14 protein-coding genes are annotated in these 17,725 nt (G+C 58.5%); 6 read left to right on the plus strand and 8 right to left on the minus strand.

Translation table 11 applies throughout. The features are described 5' to 3' along the window. The first annotated feature begins 141 nt into the window (after nt 1–141). The 4 genes from LAO20_00180 (at nt 142) to LAO20_00195 (ending at nt 4,085) form a co-directional block, all read left to right on the plus strand. On the plus strand, nt 142–1,188 hold the full coding sequence (locus LAO20_00180) for a CPBP family intramembrane metalloprotease (GenBank protein ID MBZ5529819.1): 1,047 nt from the start codon (nt 142–144) through the stop codon (nt 1,186–1,188). A 210-nt stretch (nt 1,189–1,398) separates the two neighbouring features. Then, a complete protein-coding gene (locus tag LAO20_00185) occupies nt 1,399–1,584 on the plus strand; it encodes a hypothetical protein (GenBank protein ID MBZ5529820.1) in 186 nt (61 codons plus the stop codon). A 208-nt stretch (nt 1,585–1,792) separates the two neighbouring features. Next, a complete protein-coding gene (locus tag LAO20_00190; protein ID MBZ5529821.1) occupies nt 1,793–3,253 on the plus strand; it encodes a hypothetical protein in 1,461 nt (486 codons plus the stop codon). A gap of 229 nt (nt 3,254–3,482) precedes the next feature. Further along, nucleotides 3,483–4,085, plus strand: a complete 603-nt coding sequence (locus LAO20_00195; GenBank protein MBZ5529822.1) for a hypothetical protein — start codon at nt 3,483–3,485, stop codon at nt 4,083–4,085. A 176-nt stretch (nt 4,086–4,261) separates the two neighbouring features. Here the strand turns inward: LAO20_00195 and LAO20_00200 are convergent, their stop codons facing one another. Then, nucleotides 4,262–4,975: a hypothetical protein gene (locus LAO20_00200; GenBank protein MBZ5529823.1), complete on the minus strand. Its 714-nt coding sequence runs from the start codon at nt 4,973–4,975 to the stop codon at nt 4,262–4,264. Between the two features lie 585 nt (nt 4,976–5,560). On the opposite strand from LAO20_00200, the gene LAO20_00205 reads away from it, so the two are divergent. Next, nucleotides 5,561–5,911 (plus strand): hypothetical protein, encoded by a 351-nt coding sequence (locus LAO20_00205; GenBank protein ID MBZ5529824.1) that lies wholly within the window; start codon nt 5,561–5,563, stop codon nt 5,909–5,911. A 230-nt stretch (nt 5,912–6,141) separates the two neighbouring features. On the opposite strand, the gene LAO20_00210 is transcribed toward LAO20_00205, so the two are convergent. Next, nucleotides 6,142–6,468: a hypothetical protein gene (locus LAO20_00210; protein ID MBZ5529825.1), complete on the minus strand. Its 327-nt coding sequence runs from the start codon at nt 6,466–6,468 to the stop codon at nt 6,142–6,144. Between the two features lie 257 nt (nt 6,469–6,725). After that, the gene (locus tag LAO20_00215) at nt 6,726–7,244 is read right to left on the minus strand and encodes a hypothetical protein (GenBank protein ID MBZ5529826.1); all 519 of its coding nucleotides are present in this window, start codon (nt 7,242–7,244) and stop codon (nt 6,726–6,728) included. A gap of 678 nt (nt 7,245–7,922) precedes the next feature. On the opposite strand from LAO20_00215, the gene LAO20_00220 reads away from it, so the two are divergent. Further along, nucleotides 7,923–9,737 (plus strand): AAA family ATPase, encoded by a 1,815-nt coding sequence (locus LAO20_00220; protein MBZ5529827.1) that lies wholly within the window; start codon nt 7,923–7,925, stop codon nt 9,735–9,737. 418 nt (nt 9,738–10,155) lie between these two features. Here LAO20_00220 and LAO20_00225 read toward each other — a convergent pair whose 3' ends face one another. From LAO20_00225 to LAO20_00245, 5 genes are all read right to left on the minus strand, one after another. Continuing rightward, the gene (locus LAO20_00225) at nt 10,156–11,373 is read right to left on the minus strand and encodes an ABC transporter permease (protein ID MBZ5529828.1); all 1,218 of its coding nucleotides are present in this window, start codon (nt 11,371–11,373) and stop codon (nt 10,156–10,158) included. A gap of 189 nt (nt 11,374–11,562) precedes the next feature. Further along, entirely contained in the window at nt 11,563–12,357 is a 795-nt protein-coding gene (locus tag LAO20_00230) for an ABC transporter ATP-binding protein (protein ID MBZ5529829.1), read from the minus strand. 72 nt (nt 12,358–12,429) lie between these two features. After that, on the minus strand, nt 12,430–13,812 hold the full coding sequence (locus LAO20_00235) for an efflux RND transporter periplasmic adaptor subunit (GenBank protein ID MBZ5529830.1): 1,383 nt from the start codon (nt 13,810–13,812) through the stop codon (nt 12,430–12,432). 230 nt (nt 13,813–14,042) lie between these two features. After that, nucleotides 14,043–14,276 carry a DUF433 domain-containing protein gene (locus LAO20_00240; GenBank protein ID MBZ5529831.1) on the minus strand — a complete coding sequence of 78 codons (234 nt, stop codon included), beginning with the start codon at nt 14,274–14,276 and terminating at the stop codon, nt 14,043–14,045. Between the two features lie 111 nt (nt 14,277–14,387). Next, on the minus strand, nt 14,388–17,687 hold the full coding sequence (locus LAO20_00245; protein MBZ5529832.1) for a biopolymer transporter Tol: 3,300 nt from the start codon (nt 17,685–17,687) through the stop codon (nt 14,388–14,390). Nucleotides 17,688–17,725 lie beyond the last annotated feature (38 nt).

The raw sequence follows: 17,725 nt of genomic DNA on the forward strand, positions 1-17,725 counted from the left end.
CGAAATGGGGACGCAATAGATTATATAAAAAGCCGGGCAACAATGCCTCCAGTTGGCGGTTCCGGCCGGCCCAGCGTGCTATGCTGCTGCCAGTTTTGCGGACCCGCCACCTACGGCTGCCGCAAACTCGGGCGATTTGCCATGACCTCTTCTCCGCCTTCCGCCGGCGAAAACCTGGGCGCTGATCTTGCTGCGCCTGCCGGCCCTTCTCCGCGACGTTTGCTCTGGGCCGGCGCGGCTTATGCTGCCCTGCTCATCGTCTTTTGGTTCATTGCCCGCTTCTTTCATCTGAAAGCGCTGGACGAGCACCCGGTTTCCACCTTCCTGAGTTTTGCTCTGGTTTTCGCGCCATACTGGTTCTTCGGATTCGGCGCCGCTACTCTGCTGCGACCAAGCTTGCACACAGCGGCTGCCAGGCTTGCGGCCTGCTTGCTGCTGGTGGTCCCTTACTTTGTGCTGGCGATTCCCCGCGGCGATTTCCAGTGGCCGATGGCCGCGGCCTTGGCGGGCGTCGCAGTCCTGGTCACGGCGGCTCTTCACTATGCGCCGGCGCCCGGTAACTGGGCGGACTTGGCCGTCTTGGCCGCAGTAGGACTGATCGTAGACCTAGGTCTTCTGGGACACGCATGGCCATTCGCGGCTTACGACGCCGTGCTCTGGCCTCCGGGGATGAGCGGTTTCCCCAAATTGATGCTGGTGAACATGGCGCTCTACGGCTACCTGGTCGTCAAGCCGCTGGACGGCGTCGGCTATGACCTTGCGCCCACCTTCGCGGACCTCAAGATTGGTTTGCGCGAATTCATCTTCTGCGCGCCCATTGTCATCCCGCTGGGGTTCCTGCTGAAGTTCTTGCATTTTCATCCCGGCTGGCCGCAACCCACAATGGTCCCGGCAGGCTGGATCTTCACGTTTGTCTTCATCGCCTTGCCGGAAGAGCTATTTTTCCGCGGTCTGGCGCAGAACCTGCTGGAACGCCGCTGGGGACGTACGCGCGCCTTGTGGGCGACGGCGGTCTTGTTCGGCTTGTCGCACTTCAACAAAGGCGCGGCCTTCAACTGGAAGTACGTCTTGCTGGCCACCATTGCCGGCATTTTCTATGGGCGCGCCTGGCGCGCCCAGCGGCGGCTTTTTGCGTCGTCAGTGACCCACGCGTCGATGGACACGGTGTGGTCACTCTGGTTTCGCTGATTTTTTACATGCTCTGAACCGCTTTTACAATTCTTAACGGCTTCTCCTGGGCATTTCCTATAGCTTGTTGGCCCTCAAGGGCATCCAAACCATCTGACATCACTCACCACCTGGATCTTCCGGAGCAGATCTGCGGAATTACGCTTGTAGTTCTCAGGCCCGGTCCGGAAGGCCAGGCAGAACCCTAAGACCTGCAGAGGCGGAACGCGCATGGCGGAAGACGGGAACAGGATGGTATTTCAAACCTGGCTGGCCGAGTATGCAACCTATCTGAAGGGTATGGCTGAACACAAACTTCCAGCGGGTAGGGAGCCGCAAGAACGGCTGCCGTCCGGCGCGATGATGGCCGATTCAGACCCAGGACCGCGCGAAAAAGGGGCCGAGGTGCGCAAATAGTAATCCCGCTCCCCAATAAAACCGTGCAACACGCAGACTATTTTGGGGTTCGAATAACCTTAGGCCTAACGGGTCAATGTTTGTTTCGTGAGTGCCAATCAAACTATGCTGGAGCAGGCGGTTGAACCTTGGTTTTTCATCTTCTATCTTTTATCTTTGGTCTTTAGATGTTTAGGTTGGGATCTTAGAACTAGGAACAGGTGAACTTATGCTGGCGAGCAAGCGAATTCCTTTCTTCGTGGTAGCGACATCCATTGTCATATTCCTGGCCGGCTGCGGAGGCTCTTCCAACCATCCGACGCCCCCGCCAAATGGTTTCACCGACGCCTCGCTGAGCGGAACGTACGCGTTTTCGTTTGTGGGCTCTGACGCGGGAGGTTTCTATGCCGTGGCCGGAAGCCTGCAGGCCGATGCCGCGGGCCACATCACCAGCGGCGTGGAAGACATTAACCGCACGACCGGTGTTTTTACCAGCGTCCCCATCACCGGCACTTACAACATCCGTTCTGACGGCCGCGGCGTGGCCACGCTGACCTCGCTGCAAGGCAACTTCAGCTTGAGTTTTGTACTGATTTCAAGCTCGCACGCCATGATCTCGCGCTTTGAGAGTATCGCCAACGGCAGCGGCTCGCTGGATTTGCAGAGCGCGTCGGCGTTTTCGACGGCCGCACTGGCGGGAACTTTTGCTATCAACTTGACGGGCGCTGACGCCGCAGGCAACGCGGAGACCGTCGTAGGTTCCGTCACCACGGACGCGACCGGCGCCGTCACCAGCGGCGTGGAGGATTCGTCGGACAACGGCGCGATTCTCACCAACCAGGCAATCACCACAGCCGGTTCGTCCATCGCCGTGGGACCCAGCAACGGACGCGGCACAGCGACCATCGTCACCACCCTCGGCACGCTGCATTTCGCCTTCTACGTGGTGGACGCCAATCGCTTGAAATTGGTTCAGACCGACGTGGTCCCGGTGCTGGCCGGCGAGGCCTTCCGCCAGACTGGACCGTTCACCAACGCGTCCCTTACCGGCCCGTTTGCCTTCGTGGTTTCCGGCGCTGACGCCACCGTGCTCGGGCCCTTCGCGGCAGGAGGTGTTTTGACTTCCAACGGCGCGGGCGTAATTACCAGCGGCACCGAGGACATCAACGATGCCGGCGTGCTCAACACAAACCTGGCGATCACCGGGACCTATTCCATCTCCGGCAACCGCGGCACCATGTCCCTGACCAGCACTGCGGGAACTTTTAACTTTGTCATCTATCCTTCCAGCAGCGGCGTCCAGGTGATGGAGACCGATGCCGGGGTGGTGGTGAGCGGAAACGGACTGCAACAAACCGGCTCGTTTTCCAATTCCTCCATCCAGGGCACGTATGCCATGCAATTTGCCGGAGTCACCAACGCCGGCGAGCTGGATTCCACCGCGGAATTCACCGCCAACGGCGCGGGAAGCCTGACCGGCATCACCGACATCAACAACGTGGGCTCAATCACCAGCGGTACGTCGCTTCAGGGCACCTACAACGTGGCCGCCAACGGGCGCGGACCGCTCACCCTGAACACCGGCCTGGGCTCACAGAACATGGCCGTGTACGTAGTGGACGCAACCCGCGCACTGTTTGTTGAATTCGACAACAACGTTGTGCTGGTGGGCGAAATCCGCCACCAATAACCCCTTACGATCTCCAGGAAGGGCGCGCCACCTGGCGGGCCCTTTTTGCTTGTCCGAGTGAAAGCCCCGCGCGCTTTTGGACCTCCATTCCACAGAAGTTGCTTTGTTTGCGCCGATTTATCCGTTGAAGATGCGCAGTTGACCCCCAATTCACCCGCTGTGCATTGGCTTGTTTGCGCGGGCGTTGCAGACTTGCGACTGGAAGAACGCGTTGGAGGCGCAAATTCATATGCAAATTCGTAGTCTGCTTTTCACAACCTGCTTCGTCCTGATCCTGGCTGCAACCCTCGCACCCAAGGGCGGGGCTCAACCTCGTACGGAAGACCCGCAAGACAACAAAGGCTTCGCCGTCGGCATACAGTTCAGCGGGCTTAGAGTCAACCAGCTCAAGGAAGGCGCGGCTGGATTTGGCGTGCGGACGGCCTATGACATCCCGCTCAAGTACAGCCTGATCCTTTCACCGGAAGTTGAGTTCAACTACTTTCCCCAGAACCCCAGCGGCAACTTTGGCGAATCGCAACTGCTGGCCGGGGCCAAGATCGGCGTGCGGCGCGGCCAATTTGGCGTGTTCGGCAAGGTGCGTCCGGGATTTGTCCACTTTCCCGGTGACGGCGACTTTGCCGCGCGCAACAACGGAGGAGCCATGAACTTCGCCCTGGATACAGGCGTGGTCATTGAATTCTGGCCGCGCCAGCGAATTGCCCTGCGCTTCGACGTTGGCGACACCATGGTTTACTTCCCTTCGCCGGTCAACACCGGCGTTGGACCGGCGGCGCCGGCAAGCGTAACGCACAATATGCAGTTCGCTACGGGAGTGGTGTTTCATTTCTGAGGAAGCGCGTTCGCGAGCAGGGGCTGAAAGCCAAATGGCCGCGCCTCGCAAGCAATGCAAAAGGCGGAACATGTGGTTGCATGTTCCGCCCCTTCCTCGCGAGCGCCTGCCTTTTGGTTAGCGGCCGGCCGCCGGCTTGAAAGTTGTCACCGCGTCGTACCTGCCATCAGCTCCGCTTAGAAGCTGAAGTAAAACACAATGCCGTTCTCTTCACGGCACCAGTTGTATCCGTCCCAGTACCAGTAGTAGCCGTCAAAGAAGCGCCACTCGCCGATATAGAGCGGCGCGGCGAAGAAGATACTGGGCCGCGAGCTTATAAACACGCGCTGGCGAACAAAGCGGCGGTCGTCGTGACTATAGAAGGCCCGGCCATTGTCAAAGCGCCGGTCATTCACAAAGCGCCGGTCGTCGCGGCCACGGTCGAAATTGCGGTCGCCGCCACGGTTGAAGTTGCGGTTGTCACCGCGGTTGTAGTTGTTGCGGTCGCCACGGTCGCCACCGCGATAAACGTTGTTCCCGCCGCGATTGCCGCCTCGATCAACGTCGCCGTAGTTGCCGCCACGATCGCCACCGCGATTCACGCTGTTGCCGCCACGGTTTCCGCCTCGATCAACGTTGCCGTAGTTGCCGCCACGGTCGCCACCGCGATTCACGCTGTTGGCGCCACGGTTGCCGCCGCGGTCAGCCACGTTGCCACCGTTGTTGCCCCCGCGATTGCCGCCTCGGTCAACGCTGCGTCCGCCTCCGTTGTTGGAGCCTCGGTTACCGCCGTTGCTAGTGCTTCGGTTGTCGCCTCGGTCACCACCGCGATCGTGGGACTGGGCCGAGGCCAAAGCGGAACCGCCTGCAATCAGAGCTGCTCCAATCGCCAATATCTGTAAACTTTTCATGTGTCCTCCGTTTTGCCAGGCCCGATCCGCGCCTCGCTAGGGACAACTGGTTCGGGTCCATCAGCTTTTGCTTTCTGACGGTATGAACACGACCCCGCACTCTAAGTCGGCTAAGCTTGATGTGGTTTTGTAAAGAACTGTGGACTGGCTCAGGGGCTGCAAAAGCAACTACATACTGCTGATGACGCTGATGTCGTGAGGTCGCCTAAGCTCCTAAGCTCCAGACAAGCAAACCCAAAACCTTTGAAACGCGGAGGAAAGGAGGAAACGGAGGTTCGGGGGCTGGGTTGCAAGCGCACTCGCACTCTTCTTGTGCTGGGTGTTCACGATGGCATGTTTCGCGTCCAAACTCAAAACCTCTGACACACATAGGAACCGAGGAAGCGGAGGCTTGGGGAGGAACTGCTCTCATCCGCCACTTCCAAACTCCTTCCGATCCCTCCGTCCTACGTGTTTCCAAGAAGTCGGGTTTCTTGGCCCTTTCCGATGTCGGCGATGCCGGGCGATCACGCGCGATTTCGGCGATTCTTTTCTGTTCCGCCCGCCTCCCCTTGGGGTCTAAGAGGCCATAAGGAGGGAACGCTCTTGTCACTGACCCCCTCAATACCCAATTCGCCAAATCCAGGCTCATCAACCTCAGGCTTTGCCAGGGAAAGCTCTGCACAGCAAAGCTCGCCCAACCCACGCTTTGCAGAAGAACGCTCTGCCGGCCACTCGCCCGACCGTCTCATGCAGGAACTTGAGAGATGTGAAGCCGGGCTGAACGTCTGGCTGGGCCAATCCGCCGCTAACGCCCATTGGCTGGTGCGAGATCCGGTGGGAGCTCTTCGCGCCGCCAACCTGGGCATGGACGAACAAATCCTGGCGGAACTGGACGCCACCATGAAGATGATCGCGAAGAAGATTGGCGCGCTGGACGAGCCTTATTGCGCGTGAAGCTGGGATTTCGAACCACGGAGGCGCAGAGAATCGCGGAGAAAGATTCGGCGTCCGGAATAGCGCGTCCGCTTGGCCGCAACAGAAATTTCGCAAGGGCTGCGATGGTTGCGCGCGGAGAAGATCTGGATCGAGTAAAAGAATCCTGGCCCGGTGGCAGACTCCCACAAACCAGGGTATGAACTCTTGCGGCCGCCTTCCCGTGTGGGAAGACGGCCTGGCAAGGCTACTTACGCGGCGACCAGTTTGCCGGCGCGGATCTGATGGAAGGTCGAGTTCAGGACCTCGGTTGTCTCCAGCTTCGGCGTACCGTCGATGACGCTGGCCAACATCTTGAGCACATCGTTGTACGTAACGCGGCCATAGGTGTCAGCGTCTTTCTGGGTTTCCCACAGACTGAAGGACAGTACATCTGAGCTGCCGGGAGCGGCGAACGTGATTACATCCTTGAATCCCGGCTGTTTGTTAAGCACGGGAACGATTTCTTTCTCAAAGATGCCGGTGAATTGGACGAGCGTGTTGGGCTTTAAATGAACTGAAATTTTGCGTACGAACATGATTAACCTCCTCAGGTTGTGGTGAGGCTAAGATAGGAAAGATTCAGATGGGCTGACTTAGATCAGGAGATCCGAAAAGAGAGGAAGAATACTCGCTCTGTTTCCACCCTACGCTCATTGGAGAGTAAAGTCAAAGCGCGCCTCGTCGTGAGCTTCACGGATTGAATTCAAATTACACAGAAAGCCCTCCGGCCCGCCCCGTTCCGATTAAGTTGTCAAAGATCGTGTCCTGGCCGGATATCCAGCCAGCAATCTCTCTATGCCGCTCTGGCAGCAACTGTCGCTTCACTCGCGGCGATCATCAATTTCAGCATTCTTGGCCGATTCCAATCAGTGTCATCAGCGTTGATCAGCGGTGAGGTTTTGCGCCCCATGCGTTGAATCATCCGCAACAGCTTTGACGCCATCTGCAGATTCACCGCCAGCCATCCCGCCGTCTTGCAGTCAATCCGGCCGTCAATCAGCGCCTGCGCCATCACCCCAAGAGCCACCTGGATGGCGTTGAAATCCATGAAGATGTCCGCCATCCCAAACTCCGGCTTCCCTCGCCTGCGCATCACCGCGACCACCTCCGCCAGCACCGCCCGACGCTCCCGCTGCCGCCTTACCGCCATCTCCAGCTGACCGGCATGCGCGTGGCAAATGTGCGAGCCTTTCTCCGCCGGCGCCTTGCACTGCTCGCCGTTCTTGCGAAACACCTGGCACCGCCGGTAATACGCATACCGCGCTTCCGGTACCCGACTCTCAGCCGATCCTTGAGTACTTCCTTGCTGCATAAAGTTAAGTCATCCTCGCTTTTCAATTACCAAATTACTAACTTACTCAATTTCGCAATTCCTACACCACCCCCCCCATACTGCTCGACTAGGATTCCAAAGCACTTAGCCGATTCATCCCAGCAGATCACCCCTGAAAATCGGCTTCCAAACACGTCAAACTCCGCCTAAACTCGGTCCAAACTCGACCCTATCGCCAAGGACCGCTAGGCCTGCCGGTTTTGCCAAAGACCCATAGCCAAATACCAAAAGCCTAAATCTTGCTATTTTACCTTTTGTTCGCCTATAAGTCAATGCAAAATAAGACAATGTACCTCGCCCAACGACCTCGTGTGGCACAGTCGCCGCTGGCTGTGCGCTTCATTTGGCGGCGTGAAAGCACCCCTCGACTGAACATACCCCAAGTCCCGCCCCTGGCGGGACGACTGAAACTAGCCCGGCCACGTTTCCGAGTCCCGGCCTGCCGGATGTGGAATAAGTGCCGGGTAAGCTGAACAAAAAACCTACCGCGCTGCCGCAGGCCCACGCGCAGCGCAGAGGAACGCCAGCACAGCAATCAAAATTATCCTTCGCGGTGTGTTTCTGCTAATCAAGGAATTTGATATAGACGTAGGATGGTATCAAGCAAAGTAGGATACGCGGCGTACAATGCTCTTTGCTTTCAACTGGAGAACACGCATGATTCTGAGATCAGTAATTCTCAATGGGTATCGATCTTTCAAGAAAGTGGTGAAGCTTAATATTTCCGAGCGCACGACTATCTTGATTGGGCCAAATGATCATGGGAAAACAAATGCACTTCTAGCCATCGAAAAGCTGAATGCCGACCAGAAGTTTTTGCCTGAAGAAGCCAATTCCAATTTGGGGGAAGGTGAGCCATCGTCAGTCGCATTTGTTCTCGCAATTGACCATGTGGATGCACAAGAGATACGCCAGGTAATCAGGACGGAGCAACAGCAACAGCAGGCCTCTGAGCAAGCCAGCCCTATCGCAGTATTGGCATCTGGGGTCAGGCAAGTCCATGACGCATTGGTGATGGTAGATATCCCTATTGCGAGCGTAACGCTAACGAGGTCCATCGGTACGGAGCTAACGCCATTCCTAGATCACGTGCCCGATACCCTTCAGGCAGCTGTAAATTCTAAGATTCTGACTATGCTACCGAAAGTGGTTTTCTTCCGGGCCGATAGCTTGCGACAGCTTCCTGACACCGTTGATCTTGGCGGATTGGAACAAAATGAGGTGATGCAAGGCGTTTTCAAGCTTGCGGACATTTGGGACCATCGCCAACGACTGCTCTCCGGTAATACCCGTAAAAACGAAGATGAGTTGCGAGAAGCTTCCGAAATCCTAACACGCCGGATTCAAGAAAACTGGACACAAGGACGGGATCTCAAGTTCTATCTTGGCTATGACGGGAACAACGTCCGTCTCACCGTTAAAGACACTGCACAGACCCTTACAGCACTTGCTGATCGTAGCGAGGGCTTCACTTCGTATTTTGCGATGCGCATGCTCCTGGTAGCCCGGACAGACACAGCCAAACCGAATGGATACATTTTCATGTTCGATGAACCCGGTCTAAACCTGCATCCGAAGGGGCAGGTGGATCTGCAGAACGTCTTTGAGGACTTAGCTCAAACGAACCAGATCATCTACAGCACGCATTCGGTCTTCCTAATCAATAAGAACTACCCTGACCGAAACCACCTCATTTTCAAGGGCAAGGAAGGCAGTAACATAGATAGCAAGCCATTCGCGGGCGGTTGGGCAAAAGTAAAGGAACATCTTGGGCTTTATCTGTCTGCAAATTTTCTCTTTTCCGACAAGGTAATCCTTGCCGAAGGACCAACAGACGAAATTTATTTGCCTCTGATGCTGCAAGGGCTAATCGCACGGGGCAAATTTAATGGCGATCTAAATGCCCTAGCAATTCATAGCGGCTTAAATGAATCAGAAATGCTCAATTCTGCCGGAATATACCTGCGTGAAGGGCGTCAGCCCGCAATTCTTGTTGACGGCGATGAAGAGGGTGACAAGAGAAGTAGGAAGATCAATCAATGGAAAACTCGCACAAAGCGCGAATGCCCTATCGTTAACCTCGGCGATTTCAAGCCTCGCCCTTGCTCCATAGAAGACTTCCTCGAACCTGACGTATTCAGGCAGGCTGCTGTTGCGGCATGCAAGCAAGCCGTTGAGGAAGAGATCATAAATCCAAGGAACGCAAACTGGGAAGCCGAGCTTCCCGATAAACTCAAGGAAAAGCGAGATGTAACATTAGGCAAGAGGCTCGAGGATGTATTAAAAGAGTTATTCAATGAACCTATCAGTGATGTTTGGGTTGCTCGCAAATATTCGGAGATCATCCAACAAGCTGATGAAAACACCCACGGCGCGCACTGGGCCGATCCTTCACTGTTAGCTCTCGCAAAAGCGATCTGGGCGGCGCTGAAACTTCCGACGCGGGAAGACGTTGCTCCTTTCATCGGATAGCTGGATAGGTTCTGGTGCTCTGCTTCGCGCGGGCCTACGGCGTGTGGAAGGAATCTTTCTCTCCTTACCCGGCACTTATTCCTCAGCGCGCGTTGCGCACCTCGGCAACGTACCGGGCTATTATCTGCCGTCCCGCCAATGCGGGACTTGGCGACACCGTGGCCACCCGGCCTTCGTACTCCCTCGTGTCCTTTGTGGTTAATCCTCCTCTGTGGTCCCAAAAAAGAAAATGGCCCGGCCAAAACAACTGACCGGACCACTGTTCCCGAGTAAGGGGGGTATCTTACTCAAGCCTTTTCATCGGGTGATCGGGTGATCTGGCGATCGGGTGATCTGAACGTCAGAACGCCCGGCATCCGATGCGTGCGCAGCGAGCTTGAGCTTCGCAAACTCCGCACGCGAACTGAGCTATGAAGCCTCATTCGAACCGCAACGCCTCAATCGGGTCCAACAACGCCGCTTTGCGCGCGGGATAGAAGCCGAAGAAAATTCCCACGGCCATGGAGAAGAACACAGCGGCCACCACCGCGGTGGGCGAGATAAGAATGTTCCAGCCCAGCACCTTGGTGATGGTGACCGACGCGCCCACGCCGCAGAGCACGCCGATGATGCCTCCGGCCACGCTCAGCACCACCGATTCGCTGAGGAACTGGCGCAGCACGTCCGACTCAGTGGCGCCGATGGCGATGCGGATGCCGATCTCCCGCGTACGCTCGGTCACCGACACCAGCATGATGTTCATGATGCCGATGCCGCCCACGATCAGCGACACGCCGGCAATCGAAGCCAGCAGCATGGTCATGACGCTGGAGCTGGCGTCGGCCAGTTGCGCCACGTCGGCCAGGTTGCGGACGGTGAAGTCATCGTCCTGCCCGGCGCGAATGCGGTGGCGGTCGCGCAGCAGAGCGGTGATCTGCCCTTGCGCCGCGTAGCTGGCCGGCTGCGACGCGGCTGACGCCATGATGTACTGCAGCCAGTTCTGTCCCGTGACTTTTTTCTGCAGCGTGCTGATGGGGACGTACACGCCGTCGTCCTGGTCCTGGCCCAGGCCGGACTGGCCCTTGGCGACGAGCACACCCACCACCTGGAACGGCAGCGTGCCGATGCGCACCGTCTGGCCAACGGCGTTGGCCGTGCCGAACAGGTTTTGTTGCACGGTAGCACCCAGCACCACAACGTTGCTGGCGCGGGTAACGTCGTCCGCGGTGAACGTACCGCCCTGGACAAAGTTCCAGTTGCGCACGTCAAAGTACTGCGGCTCGGTCCCGGTGATAGTCGTGAACCAGTTCTGGTTGTCGGAGACCACCTGCGCCCTGGTGCTTGATCCCGGCGCGGCCACGGTGATGGTCGGCACTTCTTGCAGGATGGCCTTCATGTCGTCGTCGGTAAGCGTCTTGGTGGCGCCTCCGCCGGTGCGGATGCCGCCTTTGTTCACGCTGCCCGAGCTGATGTACAGCAGATTCGTCCCCAGCGACGCAATCTGGTCCTGCACCTGCTTCTGCGCGCCCTGTCCCAGGCCCACGGTGGCGATCACCGCGCCCACGCCGATGATGATCCCCAACATGGTCAGCAGGGAACGCATCTTGTTCCGCGTGAGTGCCTTAATCGCTATGCGTAATATCGCTAAGAAATCCATATGACCCCCTCGAAAAACCATTGCCAGAATTGCCAAGATTGCCAAAGATTGATGATTTGTTGCTGCTGCTCCCGGCCCGACGTTTTTTCTCGACTCCTATTCCACTTTGCGTCCTTTGCGCCCTTTGCGGTGAACAGCTTTTTGAAGTTCTCCGTGTCTCCGTGCCTCCGTGGTGAGATTTTGCTCTTGCTATTCATCCACCGCCGGCAAACTCTCCAGCACTTCCGCCGCACGCGGACGCTGCTTGACCGGATCGTCATGGCTGATCTTGCCGTCGCGAAACACCACAATGCGCTTGGCGAACTGCGCCACGTCCGGCTCGTGCGTGACCAGGACAATGGTCAGCCCGCCGTCATTCAGCTCCTGGAAGATCTGCATGATCTCCACCGACGTGCGGCTGTCCAGGTTGCCCGTGGGCTCGTCCGCCAGCAGGATGGCCGGCTTGTTCACCAGCGCGCGCGCAATCGCCACGCGCTGTTGCTGTCCGCCGGAAAGCTGCGACGTAAAGTGTTCCAGCCTGTCGCCCAGGCCCACCAGCTCCAGCACTTCTTTGGACCGCGCCAGGCGCTGGGCCTTTTCCATCTTGGCGTACAGCGTGGGCAGCTCAACGTTTTCCAGCGCCGTGGTCCGCGAAAGCAGGTTGAAGCCCTGAAAAACGAATCCCAGTTTCCGGTTGCGGATGGCCGCCAGCGCCTTCTTGTCCAGTTGCGAAACGTCCGTGCCTTCCAGCGCGTATTTGCCGCTGGTGGGCTTGTCCAGGCAGCCCAGCATGTTCATGAAGGTGGACTTGCCGCTGCCGCTGGAGCCCATGATGGCCACGAACTCGCCCGGCTCAATCGTCATGTTCACGCCGCGGAGCGCGTGCACCTTGGTTTCGCCCAGATCGTAGTACTTGTGCGCGTCCTCCACCTGAATGACTGGAACGCTCAGTTCCGGATTCGTCACCACGTTTGTGTTCAGTTCGATTTGTGCCAGCGTTGCCATAAGTTCCTCTTCGATCTCAGCTTCTACGTTTGCCTTGCTGTTCTCCGTGCCTCCGCGCCTCCGCGGTGGGTGTTATCTGCCCACTCGTACGCCGCCTGCGCCGCCGCGCTGTTGTCCGCCGAGCGGCGCGGCCGTGGTCGTGCTGGCTTTCTGCGCGGACGCCGCCGAGCCGGTCACCAACTGGTCGCCCACATTCAGCGATCCCTTCATCACCTGCGCCACTTCCGTGGTGGTGTGGTCAGTGATGCCCAGCTTGATCTGCACCGGCTCAAGCTTGCCGCCTGCATTCAGCTTCCAAACCACCGCCGTCACTGCCGGCGCTTGCGGGGTTTGCTGCCCGGGCTGTCCGCCCTTGTTTCCGCCGCCGGAGCCGGTTCCGCGCCCGGTCTGGTTGGCCCCGCCTTTAGAATTGGCGATTCCCGCTTGCTGCAACGCAGCCGTGAGCTGGTCCGCGGTCATATCTGGCTTGTAGCGCAGAGCGCCGTTGGGGACCTTCTCCACGTCGGTCGCCGTGGCCACGGGGACGTTCACGTAAGCCGTCATGCCCGGGAACAGCTTCAGCTGCGGGTTGTCGAAATCAACGATGGTCGTGTAGGTCACCACGTTCTGCACCGTCGTCGCATTCAACCGCACTGCGGAAACTTTTCCCCGGAACGTGTCCGTGGGGAAAGCGTCAACCTTGAAGTTGACTTGCTGTCCCGGCTGGATGGAGCCCACGTCACTCTCGTCCGTGCTCACGTAGACCTGCATCTTAGTCAGGTCCTGCGCGATGGTGAACAGAGTGGGCGCCGCCAGCGACGCAGCCACCGTCTGGCCCACGTCCACGCTGCGGGCAATCACCGTGCCGTCAATCGGCGAACGGATGATGCTATGGTTCAAGTTGGTCTGCGCCACCGTGACCGCGGCCGATTTCTGCTGCACCTGCGCCGCAGCCTGGTTTACCTGCGCTTTGCTCGCTGCAACGGACGCGTCCGCGCTCTGCCAGGTGGCCCGCGCGGTATCCAGTTGCTGCGTGGGCACCACGCCTTCCGCAGCCAGCGTGGTGTATCGGTCAAAATCCAGCTTGGCTTGCGCCGCAGTCGCCTGGGCTTTCGCCAGGTTGGCTTTGGACACTCCAAGGTTCGCCTGCGAGTCCGCCAGGTCGGCCTTCGCCTGCAGCAACGCGCCGTTGAACAATGATGGATCAATCCTCGCCACTACCTGGTCCTTCGTCACATGGGAGTTAAAGTCCGCATACAAAGTCTGGATGGTGCCCGACACCTGGGAGCCCACCTGAACCGTGGTCACCGCGTTGATGGTTCCCGTGGCCTGGACCACGTTCTGCACGTCGCCCTTCTGCACCTTCTCAGTGAAGTATTGCGGCGTCTTAGGTTGTTCCAGCTTGAACGCCGCCAGCCCGGCGATGGCCGCCAGCAGCACGCCAATGATCGTCCATTTGTTCTTCAGGTATTTCATCTTTGCCCCCGAGGTGCTTTTGCGCCTCTGTAGGGTTCAAACCCCGAGTTGGGAGGATTACGGTAAAGAGTGAACAGCGGAGGGTAAGGATTTGTTGAGCGGGAATGCTGAGAACAAACGAGTTGCGCCGCGCCGGTTACCGGGAATTTACATGTTGGAAGTTGAACGCGGAATGTTCTTGAGAAAGGAAGCCAGCGGGGCTGGCGTGCCATGATCAAAGAGAATGAGCATCAGCGGGCAGCGCCTGAGGCCTCAAGGCTGCGCGCGGCGAAATTGAGAACCTCCGTGACTTGTTCCCGTGTCACATCGAACCATTCGATGATGTCGTCAATGCTGGCTCCGGCTTCCAGGTTCTCAAACACCGTGGCCACGGGCATGCGCGTACCGCGGAAAACCCATGCACCGCTTACCTTGCCGGGAACGCTTTCCACTGCCGGACATTGAGACCAGTCGAGTGCCGCCATAGGAAGTCTCCTGCAACAATTCATCTATCATTTTAGTTCGTTTTCTCTATGCCGATAAAGAAAAAGGGGCGGCATCTCTGCCGCCCTCACTACTCGTTGCGAGGCGTGAACCTACTTCTTCCCCGCCTTGATCTCTTCCTTCAACACCTCGACCGCTTTTTCCAACTGTGCGTCGCGGCCGGCCAGGAAGTCTTCCGGAGTGTTGTCCACGTCCACGTCCGGCGGGACGCCGTAGTTCTCCAGGTTGTAGCCTTTCACGTTCCACAAACCAGTTCCGGGCGTGCGGACAGAAGACCCGTCCAGCAAGCGATACGCGCCTGTCCCGATGACCGCTCCGTACGTGGTCTTGCCCACCACTTTGCCCAAGCCCAGCGTACGGAAGCCGTCGGGGAAAACTTCTGCGTCGCTGGTGGAGCGCTCATTCTCCATTACCACCATGGGGCCAAAGAACGCCGACTGCGGCCGCGTGATCGCGACCGAGTCGCGCTGCTTGGTGTACTGGTACTGGCGCTGGCTCAGGATCTCCAGCAGCTCCTGGTCAATGCCGCCGCCGGGGTTGAAGCGCTGATCGATGACCAGGGCTTTCTTCATGTGGTTTTCCACCAGGTCGCGTTCAAACTTGCGCAGCGATTCGGCGTTCATGGCGCGGATGTGCAGGTAGCCGATCTGGCCGCCGGAAAGCTTCTCCACCATGGCGCGGCGCTGTTCCACCCAGCGCTCGTATTGCAGCGTGGTGTACGCGCCCTGGTTCACCGGCTGCACCTTGACCAGGCGCGCGCCGGCGGCTTCCGGCTTGGAGTTCACGGAGAAGTGGATCTTCTGTCCGCGAACTGCCGTGAAGTACTTCCAGTAATTGTCGCCGGCTTTGAGTTCGTGGCCGTCAATGGCCAGAATGTATTCGCCCACGCTGAGGTTGACGAAGTCTTTGTCCGCCGGGCCGTCCTTATATATGTAGCTGATCTTGTAATAGCCCGACGCGTCCGGCTCCATCTCAAAGCCGGGATAGCGCGTCTGCACCATGTGGTCGCGCTCTTCCGGGCTGGGTGTGGCGCTGATCCCGGTATGCGACGCGTTCAACTCCCCGATCATCTGGCTGACCACGTTGTGCATCTCTTCCTGGTCGGCGACGTAGTCCATCATGGGCTCATAGATTTCCCGGGCTTTGGCCCAGTCCGCGCCGTGCATTTCCGGATCGTAGAAGCGGTGCTTCATCACCCGCCAGCTTTCATTGAAGACCTGCTTCCATTCCTGATGATGGTCCACTTCAACGTGCGCGGTAAAGTTCACGCGGCGGCGCTCAAAGCTGCGCCCTGCGGCGGGGGCCGCGCCGGCGCGAGCTGCTGCACCCGGCGCTGCGGCGGGACCAAGGTCAACGTGATACAGTCCTTCGCCTTCCATAAAGAAGATGGCGCGACCGTCTTTGGAGAACTTGATGGAGTTGATCTGGCGTCCGCCAAACCCTCCGCCGCCTTCTTCGCCTTCCGGCGCGCGCGATGCCGTGGTTACCACGGTGGGCTGTGTTGCGTCTTCGGCAATGGTGTACAACGTGGACACGGGACGCCCATCCTGGTCGGCGATGGCCACAAACGCGTAGGTGCGGCTATCGGGCGAGACCGTCACGGTGGTCACGTTGTCGCTCAGCCGTGTGATTTGCCGCGAGCGGCGGTTGATGCCGTCAAAATCAATCTTCACGTCCGGTTTGGGAGCTTCGCCGCGCCCCGGCCCCTCGCGCGGGCGGATTTGCCGCTCGGCGGCCTGGGCTTGCTCTTCATCGTCCACGCCGCGGTCGGCGGGGTTCTTTTCTTCTTTGGTCAAGGCAACGGCGTGCACCTGGACCATGGTTCGCCGTTGCACCGCGCTGCCGGCTTGCGCCAGCCCGGCAAGAAACAACAAGTGTTTGCCGTCCGGCGTCCACGCGGGAGAGGTTTCAGCAAAGAGCAGTTCGTCGCTGCCTACGTGCTTTTCCGCGCCGCCGGTGGAAGGAACAATGTAAACGTGCGGCCGCAGATCGTGGTCCAATTTGGAGAAGGCCACCCATTTGCCGTCAGGCGACCAGCGCGCGCCCTGTATGTTGCCAGCTTCGCCGCTGGCGATGACCGTTCCCTTGCCCGTCTCAAAGTCATAGCGATAGAGCTTGTGGTCAGATGCCGCATACAGTAGCGACTTCGAATCCGGCGCCCACTGGATAGCATATTTCTCACTTTCACTTTCCGTAAGCTTCTTGAGTCCTGTGCCGTCTTCATGCGCGATCCAGATTTCGTCGCGCCCGGATTTGTCCGAGACAAAGGCGATCAACTTGCCGTCCGGCGACCAAGCCGGATCGCCTTCGCGCGAGAACGACTGCGTCACCCGCTGCACGTCGCCGCGGTCGGTGGCGATGGAGAAAATCTCGCCGTGGACGGTGATCGCAGCGCGCTTGGTGCTGGGCGAAAGATCATAGCTGTCGGCATCATTGCGGATGGTCAGCGTCTCCACCGCGTTCTCCTTGTCGTCAGAGGCGATGCTGACTTTGATCGGCGACGACTTGCCCGACTTCACATCCAGCTTCCACACGCCGAAATCCTGCTCGTACACGATGGTCTTGCCGTCGCCGGAAATGGACGGAAAGAACACGCGGCCGCCCGAGTGATGCGTCACTTGCTCGGCATGGCCGCCTTTGGCGGGAATCTTCCAGATGTTGTTGGCGCTCTTCATCACTTCGCGGCTGCCCGGCTTGGCTTTGCTCTCATCGGCCATGCGGTCGGAGACAAAGTAGATGTTGCCGTCGGCCGCATACAGGGGCCAGAAATAATTGCCTTTGAAGTCGCCGTCAGTGAGGTGCGTGAATTTTTTGTTCTTCACGTCCATCAGCCACAGGTCGGCGGCGTAACTGCCGCGATAGTGCTGCCGCCACCAAACCATGGGATGACGGTTGAACGCCAGCATGCTGCCGTCCTGCGAGTAGCTGCCCCAGTACCCCCAGTCGGTGGGGACGGCGCGCTCCAGGCCGCCGTCAATCGCTACTTCATACAAGTTGGGAATGCCGGGATACATGAGCCCGCGCGCGGATTGAAACAGGACGCGCTTGCTGTCCGGCGACCAGCTGACCACGATGTCTGCGGCGGAATGAAATGTCAACTGCTTGGCCGCGCCGCCTTCCGCAGGGATCAGAAACACGTCGTAGTTGCCATAACGGTTCGAGGAAAAAGCAATCCACTTGCCGTCAGGCGAGAAGCGGGGATAGATGTCCCGCGCCTTGTGCACGGTCAATCGCTGCGGGTTGCTGCCGTCTTCGCTGGCGACCCAAATGTCACCCAGGTAACTGAAAGCGACTTTCCCGTTGTGATAACTGGGATGGCGCAACAGCTTGGCTTCGCCCGCGAAAGACCACGTGGCACACAGGAGCATCAACGACAGGACAAGCTTCTTCATGGCAACCCTCCAGATCAGGAAACAGATAAAGATGACGG

Source organism: Terriglobia bacterium (assembly GCA_020072815.1).
GTDB lineage: Bacteria > Acidobacteriota > Terriglobia > Terriglobales > Acidobacteriaceae > Angelobacter.

Excerpts from the sequence above, each read along its gene's own strand:
- LAO20_00180 (MBZ5529819.1), top strand. The coding sequence starts at position 142 with ATGACCTCTTCTCCGCCTTCCGCCGGCGAAAACCTGGGCGCTGATCTT.
- LAO20_00185 (MBZ5529820.1), top strand. The coding sequence starts at position 1,399 with ATGGCGGAAGACGGGAACAGGATGGTATTTCAAACCTGGCTGGCCGAG.
- LAO20_00190 (MBZ5529821.1), top strand. The coding sequence starts at position 1,793 with ATGCTGGCGAGCAAGCGAATTCCTTTCTTCGTGGTAGCGACATCCATT.
- LAO20_00195 (MBZ5529822.1), top strand. The coding sequence starts at position 3,483 with ATGCAAATTCGTAGTCTGCTTTTCACAACCTGCTTCGTCCTGATCCTG.
- LAO20_00200 (MBZ5529823.1), bottom strand. The coding sequence starts at position 4,975 with ATGAAAAGTTTACAGATATTGGCGATTGGAGCAGCTCTGATTGCAGGC.
- LAO20_00210 (MBZ5529825.1), bottom strand. The coding sequence starts at position 6,468 with ATGTTCGTACGCAAAATTTCAGTTCATTTAAAGCCCAACACGCTCGTC.
- LAO20_00215 (MBZ5529826.1), bottom strand. The coding sequence starts at position 7,244 with ATGCAGCAAGGAAGTACTCAAGGATCGGCTGAGAGTCGGGTACCGGAA.
- LAO20_00220 (MBZ5529827.1), top strand. The coding sequence starts at position 7,923 with ATGATTCTGAGATCAGTAATTCTCAATGGGTATCGATCTTTCAAGAAA.
- LAO20_00225 (MBZ5529828.1), bottom strand. The coding sequence starts at position 11,373 with ATGGATTTCTTAGCGATATTACGCATAGCGATTAAGGCACTCACGCGG.
- LAO20_00230 (MBZ5529829.1), bottom strand. The coding sequence starts at position 12,357 with ATGGCAACGCTGGCACAAATCGAACTGAACACAAACGTGGTGACGAAT.
- LAO20_00235 (MBZ5529830.1), bottom strand. The coding sequence starts at position 13,812 with ATGAAATACCTGAAGAACAAATGGACGATCATTGGCGTGCTGCTGGCG.
- LAO20_00240 (MBZ5529831.1), bottom strand. The coding sequence starts at position 14,276 with ATGGCGGCACTCGACTGGTCTCAATGTCCGGCAGTGGAAAGCGTTCCC.
- LAO20_00245 (MBZ5529832.1), bottom strand. The coding sequence starts at position 17,687 with ATGAAGAAGCTTGTCCTGTCGTTGATGCTCCTGTGTGCCACGTGGTCT.